The organism is Acidobacteriota bacterium (genome assembly GCA_040754075.1).
In the GTDB taxonomy this organism is placed as follows: Bacteria; Acidobacteriota; Blastocatellia; order UBA7656; family UBA7656; genus JBFMDH01.
The window spans coordinates 1-11,713 of sequence record JBFMDH010000060.1; the positions used below are offsets into that span (position 1 = coordinate 1).

An 11,713-nucleotide genomic window follows, 5' to 3' on the forward strand; every position below is an offset into this window, starting at 1 on the left:
TTTTGTTGACCTTTGCTGATCAGGGCTGTCAAATAACTCTCATCTTTTTCGCTTAGTTTTATATGTTCTTTTTTCATGATAAAACTAAATGACTAAAAGACGTAAAAACTTAGAAAACGGTGTACTTGTTTACTTGGCTAACCAAATCCCTTCATAGATGGCAGCTGCTGACCCTGTGAGCATCACCAGATTATCATCACGCCAATGAACTTTCAGAGTTCCACCCTGTGTTTTAACCGAAATATTCCGATCAACAAATCCGTTCAACATTGCTGCGATACTAGCTCCGCTTGACCCTGTTCCTGATGATAGCGTCCTACCTACGCCTCTTTCCCAGAACCGGACTTCGATTTCATTTCGAGAAATGATACGGACGAATTCGACATTGGTGCGCATCGGAAATGCCGGGTGATGCTCCAAAAGCGGTCCTAATTCATCGATGTTGACATCATCAAAGGATGACCAGAAGGTTGTGCAATGGGGATTGCCCATCGAAACACAGGTTATACGTTGAATATCTCCTCCCATTTTTAAGGGATGATTGACGACCTGAGAAAGAGGGGAATCGAGAATGATGGGAATTTCCGCACTCGTCAACTTTGGCGCTCCCATATCGAATTCAAATTCGTATTGCAGTTCATCGCGAGACACCAACCTTCCGGTTTTTATCCCGGCAACCGTGTTTATTTTAACTTCACTTTCTGCCCATCGGTTTTGATGGTATAAGTATGCCGCCACACACCTCGTGCCGTTGCCTGAGATTTCAGGCTCACTCCCATCGGCATTAAAGATTCTGGAGGTAAAATCAGCATTAGGATTTTGCGACGGGGCTACGAAAATGATGCCATCCGCTCCCGCGCCGTAATTACGCTCACACATTTTAATCGCGAGGTCACCGGGGGAATTAAGATTGCTGACATCATCAACCGGAATAATTAAAAAATCATTCCCCAGTCCTTGAACTTTAGTAAATTTAATATTTTTCAAGCGTTTTCACCAAGTTAGATTTAAGAACGGATATTTACTTAAAATGGCATTCTGCATCACCTTGACCCACCCGGTTGCCTGTGATATTGTGCGGCTTTCAACCTCACAGTTTTTCAATTAAAACTGAAGGAGCCTTTTCAATGCCCAGCGTTATCTATCAAGTTCCCACACGGCAGGTACAACCATTCCTGATTTTCGGTAGACTGCTTTCGGTTATCTTTTTTACTGCCATTCTCTGTCTGGGATGGGCAATCCTATCGTATGTTAAAAATGGAACGTTCATCAGGAAAAACTCCTTAAACACCGGCACCAAACAAAATTTCATTGTCAATAACGACGCATCAACAAAAGTCAATGCGATGGCGACTGGTGGAGCAACGAAGACCTCTGTAAAGCCCGCGCGACTGGTTTATGCATCGGTTTCGGATAAAAAATTTTTCCATTCAATCAAACATCTTACCGAGCAGAATTCTCGTATCGCTCTTAGTGAGGAGGCTGCAAAAGCAAGGGGGTTAAAGCCTTGCTCTTGCATCATCGAATAAAAAATAAGCGACAATTAATGAAAACTTAGAGCACGCCGGAGGCGCAATCGGCTTGCTCTTTTTATTGCCTTATCGAACCGCAAGCCGTAAAGGCATTTCAACCTCTTCAAAATGGGTTATTGCTCGTAATTCTCGAAATCGCGAACTGATTTCTTCGTTGGTCAACTCCCGGGTGCGTTCACAACTGAACTTCTCAACATTAAAGGAAGCCATCACCGAACCATAAATAATTGCCCGTCGCATCGTCGCTTCATCGGTTGAATCTGCGGCTGCGATATAACCCATAAATCCACCAGCAAAGGTATCGCCGGCACCTGTCGGATCGAAAACTTCTTCCAACGGATAAGCCGGAACTGCAAAATAAGTGTTGTCGGTAAACATCGCTGCGCCATATTCACCACGTTTTACGACCAGCCGTTTAGGCCCCAATGTTAAGATCGTCCGCGCCGCTTTAATCAAATTGGCTTCTCCGGCAAGTTCACGCGCCTCTGCATCATTGATAATTAAGACATCGATGCCTTGCAGCATATCAAGTAAATCGCTTTTATAACTTTCAATCCAGTAATTCATCGTATCGGCAGCAATCAGTTTTGCGCCGACCTGTTCGCGAACCTCTTTTTGTAATTTCGGTTGAATGTTGCCGAGAAAAAGATATGGCGTTTGTTTAGCAGCTTCGGAAAGTTTCGGTTGAAAATCTGCAAAAACATTTAACTGCGTATCGCGGGTTTTCGCGACATTCAGGTCATAGCCATACTCGCCGCTCCAGAAAAAACAATTTTGTCCCTTGACCCGTTCAAGGTCTGAAATATCGATTTGACGGCTTTGAAAAACCGCCTCTTCGTCTGCGCCGAAATCATCACCCACAACCGCAACGACTCGCACATCGGTAAAAAAAGAGGCGGCAACACTGAAATACATTGCTGACCCGCCAAGAATTTTTTCTCGTTCACCAAACGGTGTTTTAATCGCGTCAAAGGCGACCGAACCAACCACTAATATTGACATTAAGACTTTCCCTCTTTTGTAGATTTTAATTTTTCGACCTGCTCTTTAGTCTTTTTCACATATTCACTTTCAGGATAATCTCTGAGCAATTTGTTATAAAAATCTTCGGCTTTTTCAAATTTATTCAATTTAAAATGGGCTTCGCCGAGATAGAAGAGAACCTCATCCATTCGCGAAAATTCGGGATGGGTATTGATGATTTCTTCAAGCCGTTCAATGCCTCCGGCATAAGCTTTACGACGGGTGATGTAATATTTGGCAACATCAAGATTGTGTTTAGCTTCAATCTCTAATGCCGGATCGCGATTCGGCTCAACGCGACCCTTAACCGGTCCCTGGGCAAAAACCCCGACACTGGCAAAAACCAAAATTAAACCTGAGAACCAAATTTTCGTGCAATGTTTTGTCATCACTACTTCACCTCTTTGACAAATCAGAAATCGAGTTAATCAACCCGTTGAACATCATCTCCGCACGGTGGAGATGGCTTTATTCCACATATTTGCCGATGATGGCGGCGAGACGTTCCTTCGCTTCCGCAGAAATTTTGTCTCGTTGAGTAAGAATAGCATTTTTCAACGAATGCTTAATATCGCATTCGGGTTGTTCTTTGGCTAATCGCTCAACCGCCCCGATGATAATTTTTTTAGCATTTTCGGTATTGCGATTGAGGTATTCAATCACCATCTCGACGGTAACCGAATCGTGGTCGGTATGCCAGCAATCATAATCCGTCACCAGAGCCATCGTTGAATAACAGATTTCCGCTTCGCGAGCGAGTTTAGCTTCCTGCAAATTGGTCATTCCGATAACCGACATTCCCCAAGAACGATAAGTCTCCGATTCGGCACGTGTCGAAAAAGCCGGGCCTTCCATGCAGAGATAGGTGCCGCCGCGATGAATTTCAATTCCGGAGGTTACCTGTCTGGCGGTGTCTTCGAGAATATCGCAGAGTTTATGGCAAACCGGGTCGGCGAAATTTACATGGGCAACGATCCCATTTCCAAAAAATGTTGAAGCTCGTTGCCGTGTGCGATCAAAAAACTGATCTGGAAAAACGATGTCCATCGGTTTGAGTTCTTCTTTTAATGACCCCACGGCGCTTGCTGAAATAATCCATTCAACCCCCAGCAATTTCATTCCATAGATATTGGCGCGAAAGGGAATTTCGGTAGGCGTCAACAGATGTCCGCGACCGTGTCTCGGTAAAAAAGCCACCCGCACATCATTTAATTTCCCAACAATAAATGCATCTGAAGGTTTGCCAAACGGAGTTTCCAGATTAATCTCTTCAACATCCGTCAGCGCTTCGATTTGATATAACCCACTGCCGCCGATTACACCGATTTTTACGTTATTCACTAATTTAGTCTCCTTGAGATTTGATGTTTCTTAATTTTTTTGAGGTTGAATCATGAATGAGAAAAAATGAATGATCCGAATGATAGTCTTTTCGCAACATCTCATAATAAGCCAGAATACCATCATAAAACCTTGCAGTTTTTACATATTTCAAACCGATTTTTTCTAAAACCTTTCGAGATGCAGAATTTTCAGGATAGGCTACCGCAACGATTCTTTCTAAATTTATATTTTCAAACCCGTATCGCAAACAAGCCCTTGAAGCTTCAGTGGCGATGCCTTTACCCCAAAATGGTTTCGACAATAAATAGCCGATTTCAATTTCATCGGATTTTTCAAGGAAGGTCAAACCACATAAACCGATAATTTCATCACTGGGTTTTATGGTGATAGCCCAGCGCCCGAATCCGTAAGCAATCCAGTGCTTTTCAATCTCAATCAATAATTCTTTCACCTGATTAAAGGTTTGTGGCATTCCGTCGCCGATAAAGCGCATCACCTCGCGGTCGGCGCGAATCTTGAATAAATTATCGAGGTCGCCTTTTGAACAAAGGCGTAAACGCAATCTGGCGGTCTCAATTTCTGGCATGAATGAGTAGGGTAACCCACAGTCATGATTCTGATTAATCGAAATCAGAATCATGACTGTGGTTGGATTAGGATCATTATTTCTTTTTATCTTTACTCGCAGCAGGTTTGGTTTCTTTGGCAGGAGCCTCTTTCTTTGCGCCCTCACCCTCTTCGTTGACCGGCGGTGTTGGCGGTAAGGACATTGTTGGTGCCGGAGGAGCCGTTACTTTCACTTCAAAATCTTCAGCAACCTGAATCTTGCTGTTTTCCGCCAGTTGCTTGATGTGTTCTTCAACCTTTTTCTGTTTCAGCTTATCAGTGATTTCTTTTTTAGTATCTTCATCAAGCGGTTTGGTGCGATGGTCTTCAACCTTAATGATGTGATAACCGAATTGGGTTTCGACCAGATCGCTGATTTCACCCGGTTTCAAACTGAAAGCCGTGTTGGAAAACTCTTCTACCATTTTCCCTTTGGTGAAATAACCTAAATCTCCGCCCTGAGTTTTTGAACCTGGGTCATCGGAGTTTTCGCCTGCCAATTTGGCGATGTCTTCACCTTTGCGGATTCGGTCAAGTAAGGCTTGCGCTTTCTTTTTGGCTTCCTCTTTTGACAAGGCTTTCGGTTTGGCGTCTTTACTTTTTTCATCTGCCGGTGCTTCTTCGGGTGAAGTGCTTACCAGAATATGGCGGGCACGCACTTCTTCAAACTCAGCCGGATTATCATTGTAATAGCGCTGAATCTCTTCTTCGGGAACCAGGTCTTTGCTCTGTTGCAAATCGGTCACATAAGCGCGCGCCAAAGCTTCGCTGCGACCGATTAACACTTTAATTTTGGTAGCGCCGTCTTGATCCAGTTTTTCCTGACGCGCTTTGTCGGCAAGGATTTTTAATGTGCCAAATTCTTTTTTTATTCCTTCAGCTTGCGGGCCCTGGGCTTGCGCTTTGAATTGCGGATTGGCTTCGAGAAAATTGTCGAAGGCTTTGGGATTCGACGCATAGTAATTATTGATGTCGTCGTCAGTGATTTTGACTTCGGGATGTTTTTTCTCGTAGGCTTCACGCAGTGCAAAATCGGATTGGAGTTTGAATTGTTCTTGAACTTCAGGTTTTTCTGCCAATCCTTTATTTTCGGCAGCCTGTGCCAAAGCCAATAATTCTTTCAAACGTTTGACCAGATTCTGTTTCGATTCGGGGTTGGTGTTGAGCTGAGCCGCCTGGCTCGGGGGCAGCACTTCGCTCACCAATAATTCCATGTCTTGCTTTGACAAGTTATAAGATGTTGATGATGAACCAGTCGATGTTTTTTGGGCAATCAAAGCGCCGACAGCCAGTGCCGCGACAACGACGATTGCTGCAATCGCTTTACCTGATATTTTCATTTATTCTCCTCATGATTAATAGTTTCTGATAATTCGATAAGCACGCTGCCTGTGTCAGCGGGATGCAAAAATGCCACCAGCTTGCCTTCAGCGCCGGGTCGCGGATAACCGTCTAATACGCGAATACCCTGAGCGTTCAACTCAGTCAATTTTGCTTCAAGGTTTTCAACCTCATAACAGATGTGATGGAGTCCCTCGCCACGTTTGGCAAGGAATCTCCCAATGACCGTATCCTCTGAAAATGGCTCCAGTAGCTCGATTCGTGACTCGCCAACAGGCAGGAGCGCAACCGTTACTCCTTGGTCTTCGACGCGTTCTGTGCCGTTGAGTACAAGCCCCATCGCATCGCGATAAAATTTCAGGGAGTTTTCAATTGAACGAACGGCAATTCCGAGATGATCAATTTTCATATTAATTCTTTAACGTTTCATTGAGAAGGAAGAGGTTGTTTTCTTAACCATCTTTAATTTCCTTCTACCAAATTCCAAGGCGCTCAACAATTTCATCCACTATCGAGTATGGGTCGCGGCGACGTTCAGCGACCGCACTCGAAAATTCCATTAGCTCAGTTTCGTTGGTTACTTTTTGTAAAGCGATTTTCAATAAACGGTCGCGCAGCAATTCAACAATTCGGCTGTTGGCAATTTTCAATCGTCGGGCAACTGCCTTCTCAGAATTTGATGCGATAAATTGGCTGTATTGAGAAATCGCCTCTGATAATTCATTGATGCCACTGTCTTGTGTGGCAATCGTTTTGACGATGGGCGGATTCCAGCCATCGGCGCGTTCCGTGATAGAAAGCAACATCTCCAACTCGCGTTGGGTTCTTAAAATCCCATCGCGGTCAGCTTTATTAATGGCGAAAATATCGCCGATTTCCATAATGCCAGCTTTGATTGCCTGAATATCGTCGCCCATTCCGGGAACCAACACAACGACCGTAACGTCTGCGGTTTTGACTATATCAACTTCGTCCTGCCCGACGCCAACCGTTTCCACAATGATTTTGCTAAACCCCCCGGCATCTAAAATTGCCACCGCATCAACCGTGGCGCGCGCCAAACCGCCGAGATTTCCACGTGACGCCATGCTGCGAATGAAAATGCCCTCATCGGTCGCCATGTTCTGCATACGGATGCGATCACCTAAAATCGCGCCCCCGGTGAACGGGCTTGAAGGGTCAACGGCAATGATGCCGACCTTTTCTCCTTGCTGGCGATAATGAAAAGCCAGGCGATCAACCAATGTGCTTTTACCCGCGCCCGGCGCTCCGGTTATCCCGATGACCAGCGCCTTGCCGGTGTGGCGAAATATTTCTTTTAGTAAGGGTAAAGATTCGGGACGGGCATCTTCTACAATGCTGATGGCGCGCGCGATTGCCAGTTTGTTGCCGCTGAGAATCTTTTCTATCGCAATCATTCTGAGTCATTAACCGGATAGTTTGTCGTTACACTGAATTTCGCAATATCCGATTTGATTATCTACCCGGTTTAATATTTTCCATTACCATTCAAGCTTTTAAAATTTGTCGGGCAATTACCGTGCGTTGAATTTCGCTGGTGCCTTCGCCGATGGTGCATAATTTTGAATCGCGCCAATATTTTTCCGCAGGGTAATCTTTGATGTATCCATAGCCGCCATGAATTTGCACCGATTCTTCAGCGACTTTGACAGCAACTTCGCTGGCGTAAAGTTTTGCCATTGATGATTCTTTGGTTACCACTTTCCCCTCATTCTTTAAACTTGCAGCGCGAAGCGTCAGCAACCGCGCGGCTTCGATTTGCGTCGCCATATCTGCAAGCTTGAACTGAATGCCTTGAAATTCGGCAATCGGTTTACCGAATTGAAAACGTTCTTTGGCATATTTAACCGCCGCTTCATACGCTCCCTGCGCGATGCCGACGGAAAGCGCGGCAATCGAAATTCGCCCGCCATCCAAAACCTTCATTGCTTGGACGAATCCTTGCCCGGCTTCGCCAATTAAATTGCTATCGGGAATATAACAGTCATCAAAAACCAGAGCCGCCGTATCGCTGGCGCGCATGCCGAGTTTGTTCTCTTTTTTGGCAATCGAAAAACCGTGGGTTCCGCGCTCAACGATAAACGCCGATATGCCGTGGCTTCCGGTAGTGCGGTCGGTGATTGCCAGTGCCACCGTGGTTCCGGCAAAGGTCGCATTGGTGATGAAATTTTTTGAGCCATTTAAAACCCAACCGCCATTTTTTTTCACCGCGACAGTTTTCATCGAACTGGCATCAGAGCCGGAACTGGGTTCCGTAAGCCCCCAGGCACCCAAGTATTCACCTTTCGCCAGTGGGGTTAAATATTTCAGTCGTTGTTCTTCATTTGCAGCGATATAGATATGATTAGAACAGAGCGAATTATGTGCAGCAATGGCAAGCCCGACCGCCGGGTCAACGCGAGCGAGTTCTTCGATAATCGTCGCATACTCGATATAGCCCATATTCGCGCCGCCATATTCTTCGGGAAAAATGATGCCCAGTAAGCCGAGTTCGGCAAATTTGGGCAGCAGTTCGATTGGAAAATGTTGTGATTCATCCCATTCTAAAACATGTGGGCGAAGCTCGGCTTCGGCAAACTCGCGAATCGAATATTTGATTTGTTGCTGTTCTTCATTCAACTCAAAATTCATAGGCAATAATATCCATTCAGCGGCTGAAAATATTTTTAAATTAGAACTTCACATTGTACACACGGAATCTGAAAAAATCATGTGCGGAGTTTGACATGGATTTAAAAAAGGTGGGAAATCGGGTTGGGAATTCAGCAAAGCCGGCTGAATATTCAGCCGGCTTTGCTGAGGATGAGGTTAATCTTGTGGAGATTCTTCCGCCGCAGCTAAGGGAACGATGACAAATACATCACCTTGGCGTCTGATTTTTAACACACTGATGCCACAGGGAGGATTGGTCAATTTTAAAACTCGGGTCGCGCCATTGGGGAAGAAGGCACCGAGTTCCTGATTATTGATGACCCCTTTGCTGACAACTTTTTTCCCTTGCTTTTTCAACTTGAAGGGTTTCGAGAAAGTGAAGAAGGCTGTCCCCGCTTCATCGCTTGAGATTTCAATGACTGAGTCAGCCGTGAACACAATTTCCGTCCCGCCGGTAGGAGCGGTAGTGAGTAAAATCATTCTTGACGCAGTTTCATCTAAAAATAATCCATCGGTTGCAACGGTTGGCCCAAATCCGGTGATTGAAAGATTGGTATTACTGCTATCGGATGACCTCGCGCCTGTCAGACTGGTTGCGATAACCAAAACCCGTGCGGTGGTCGAACAGGTACTTGGAACCGTCCATTCAAAGGTTCTGACATCGGCAGCAATCGCCGGAGTCAAGGGATTAAAGGCTATCGGGACATTAAAGTTGGTTCCGCCGTCGGTCGAAAGGAATAGGTCAAAGCCTTTTACCTGTGCAGCCGTGACTGCCGGAACTGACCAGGTGATTGGATAGGTTTGCCCGAATTTTAATTGTTCACCGCCATTGGGCGTGTTTAAGGTGATGAGAATACCGACATCGGTAATTGTGAAATCGGCATCGCTGGCATCTTGCCCGGTCAGGGAGGTGTTGTCCGTAACGATAACCTGTATGCGTGCAGTCGTCGTATTTAATCCGGTTGGCACATTCCAGGAAAAGCTCCGCGCATCGCCTGCAACATCAGATGTGATAAGCGTATTAAAGGTGTTGCCGCTATCGGTTGACAGGCGGATTTCAAATTTCATGATGGTGTTATCGCCATTCGGGTCAGTTGCTGTCCAGGCAATATTAAATGGATTTCCGCCTTGAAGGGTTTGTCCACCATTTGGTGAAGTCACCTGAACTGTCGGCGGATTATTCACGGGCGGCACATCAGCAATCGAAGCGAGAATAACATAGACTTTACCTGCGTTGGTTCGACCCAGCCCACCTGTGACATCAGCAAAAGGTGCGCCGATTGCCAAATCGCCACCACCATTATTATCCAAATCGGTTGCTGCGAAAGACCACCCCAGTTCATCGCCATTGGCTGCGCCACTGACCCGGTAATCCTCTTGACCTAGGGAAACATCTCTGGTGGAGACGACCGTTAAAGAATCGCCGCCGTAAAATGCCGAGACCTGACCGCGATTATTTTGTGCGCCGGGAGCGCCGGCAATGAGTTCGGCAACGCCGTCCATGTTTAGCGGGGTATTCAATCGTCCGACCGCAACGTGCGACCCCAGATGGTCATCAACCGCCGCGCCGTAAATCGTCAAATCAACGGTTAAGGGAGATACATCAATTCGGGTTGCATCAAGTGTGGTTGCACCTTTAATCAAATAGGCTTCACCACTGTTTGATCGGGTTTCGGTTGGTCCATCACCATCTGGCGCGCCGATAACCAAATCAGCGATTCCATCACCCGTAACATCTCCAACAGCAACCGAAGCGCCGAGCAGGTCGCCGCCATCTGCGCCATAAACCGATAAATTTTGTTGAGCGGCGGCAATATCAATAGTGCGGAATTGTTGTCCAACAGGTGGGTTTAGTCCACTTCCGCCAAAAACCGAAAAGACCGCGCCGGTATCATCAAGCGCGCCTGGTGCCGGACGGTTGGCGTTGATTGCGCCGACAACAATATCACCCGGCGGCGTGGCGTTAAGATCGCCAACGGCTACCGTGCTACCTAACTTGCTTCCGGCATTGCCAAAAATCTTTACGTTTGCGGAAACAATACCGAGGTCAATAACCCGGGTCGAAGTCGTGGGATTGGGGGTTAAATCTGTGCCACCGAAAATCACATAAGCTGCACCCCCATCGGTGCGGTCGTCTGCGGCGCCTTTGTTTAGCGGAGCACCGACGATAATATCGGTTGTTGTATTGCCCCCACCTACATCGCCTGCGGCAACCGAAGTCCCGAATTGGTCACCGGCGCGTTCACCATAGATAACGATGTTGATGGCGTTGGCAACTGATAAATCAATAGTCTTGGGCATCAAATCTGCCGCCCCGAGCATAATGTAGGTAGCCCCGCTATCTGCCCTTGCCGTCATCCCCGGCGCGTCAACCCCCGGCGCGCCGATTAATAAATCGATGCGACCATCGCCATTGATGTCGCCGGTAGCCAAAGCGAATCCCACATGGTCTTCACTGACAGCGCCATAGATTTGAATATCCGGTTGGGTTAGCGAAAGCAGGTTGGCATCAAAAGTTGTGGCGGTGGTAAAGCCATCACGACCAAAAATAATATAAACCGCCCCAGTGTTGGCGCGATTCGGAGAGGGTGGCGAGGTCAACGGCGTATAATCGGTTTCAGGTGCGCCGATGGCTATATCGAGTTTGCCGTCGCCATTGAAATCACCGGAAACCAGTGGTTGTGATCTCGGCAAGGTTGTGAATGTATCCGGGGTTCCATTTCCGCTAATTTTATCATTATCGTTTGCGCCGAGAACGGTCACTCCTGCCGTAGTGGTGGCGAGGTCAACGTGAACGAAGGCTTGAGGAGCAACCTCCTGAGCCGTTGAGCGTAACGTATAGACAGACGTCATGAGCGTGAAAAGCATGAGACCCAAAATGACAAGTGAGCGATTTTTATTTAGAAAGTTGAGGCGTATTCCAGACATCATGATTTGTCCTACCTTTTTTATGAAATGTAACGGAGGCAAATAAATTGAGGTGAGCCGTAAAATATTAACAACCATCCGATGAATGAATCAACACGATTCACAACAATTAAATTACCGCAATAATTTTGAAACAATTTAATTGAGGCGTGGTCATAAATGCTAAGACCCGCCAATAGAATAATAACCGCGCTTGAGCATAGCCAAAGCGCGGTTGACTCCGTAGTATCTCATTTTCCACAAATCGAAACTTTGGAGATGATGAG

The 11,713-nt window shown here is 46.4% G+C and carries 11 protein-coding genes; 1 reads left to right on the top strand and 10 read right to left on the bottom strand.

Annotated features, from left to right (window positions below; all coding sequences use genetic code 11):
• Positions 1–129 precede the first annotated feature (129 nt).
• On the bottom strand, positions 130–987 hold the full coding sequence (dapF, locus tag AB1757_30915) for a diaminopimelate epimerase (protein MEW6131481.1): 858 nt from the start codon (positions 985–987) through the stop codon (positions 130–132).
• 140 nt (positions 988–1,127) lie between these two features.
• Here dapF and AB1757_30920 point away from each other — a divergent pair, with 140 nt between their 5' ends.
• Positions 1,128–1,529: a hypothetical protein gene (locus AB1757_30920; protein MEW6131482.1), complete on the top strand. Its 402-nt coding sequence runs from the start codon at positions 1,128–1,130 to the stop codon at positions 1,527–1,529.
• 69 nt (positions 1,530–1,598) lie between these two features.
• On the opposite strand, the gene AB1757_30925 is transcribed toward AB1757_30920, so the two are convergent.
• From AB1757_30925 to AB1757_30965, 9 genes are all read right to left on the bottom strand, one after another.
• Positions 1,599–2,534, bottom strand: a complete 936-nt coding sequence (locus AB1757_30925; GenBank protein ID MEW6131483.1) for a PfkB family carbohydrate kinase — start codon at positions 2,532–2,534, stop codon at positions 1,599–1,601.
• Positions 2,534–2,944, bottom strand: coding sequence for an outer membrane protein assembly factor BamD (gene bamD / locus AB1757_30930; protein ID MEW6131484.1), 411 nt, complete (start codon positions 2,942–2,944; stop codon positions 2,534–2,536). The genes AB1757_30925 and bamD overlap by 1 nt, the downstream gene beginning before the upstream one ends.
• Before the next feature lie 79 nt (positions 2,945–3,023).
• Entirely contained in the window at positions 3,024–3,896 is an 873-nt protein-coding gene (locus AB1757_30935) for an S-methyl-5'-thioadenosine phosphorylase (protein MEW6131485.1), read from the bottom strand.
• 4 nt (positions 3,897–3,900) lie between these two features.
• Positions 3,901–4,632, bottom strand: a complete 732-nt coding sequence (locus tag AB1757_30940) for a GNAT family N-acetyltransferase (GenBank protein ID MEW6131486.1) — start codon at positions 4,630–4,632, stop codon at positions 3,901–3,903.
• On the bottom strand, positions 4,562–5,845 hold the full coding sequence (locus AB1757_30945) for a peptidylprolyl isomerase (GenBank protein ID MEW6131487.1): 1,284 nt from the start codon (positions 5,843–5,845) through the stop codon (positions 4,562–4,564). Before AB1757_30945 ends, AB1757_30940 begins: the two co-directional genes overlap by 71 nt.
• On the bottom strand, positions 5,842–6,255 hold the full coding sequence (gene mce / locus AB1757_30950; protein MEW6131488.1) for a methylmalonyl-CoA epimerase: 414 nt from the start codon (positions 6,253–6,255) through the stop codon (positions 5,842–5,844). Before mce ends, AB1757_30945 begins: the two co-directional genes overlap by 4 nt.
• Positions 6,256–6,319: 64 nt before the next feature.
• Positions 6,320–7,264, bottom strand: a complete 945-nt coding sequence (gene meaB / locus AB1757_30955) for a methylmalonyl Co-A mutase-associated GTPase MeaB (protein ID MEW6131489.1) — start codon at positions 7,262–7,264, stop codon at positions 6,320–6,322.
• Positions 7,265–7,355: 91 nt separating this feature from the next.
• A complete protein-coding gene (locus tag AB1757_30960) occupies positions 7,356–8,498 on the bottom strand; it encodes an acyl-CoA dehydrogenase family protein (protein ID MEW6131490.1) in 1,143 nt (380 codons plus the stop codon).
• Between the two features lie 177 nt (positions 8,499–8,675).
• Positions 8,676–11,450: an Ig-like domain-containing protein gene (locus AB1757_30965; protein MEW6131491.1), complete on the bottom strand. Its 2,775-nt coding sequence runs from the start codon at positions 11,448–11,450 to the stop codon at positions 8,676–8,678.
• Positions 11,451–11,713 lie beyond the last annotated feature (263 nt).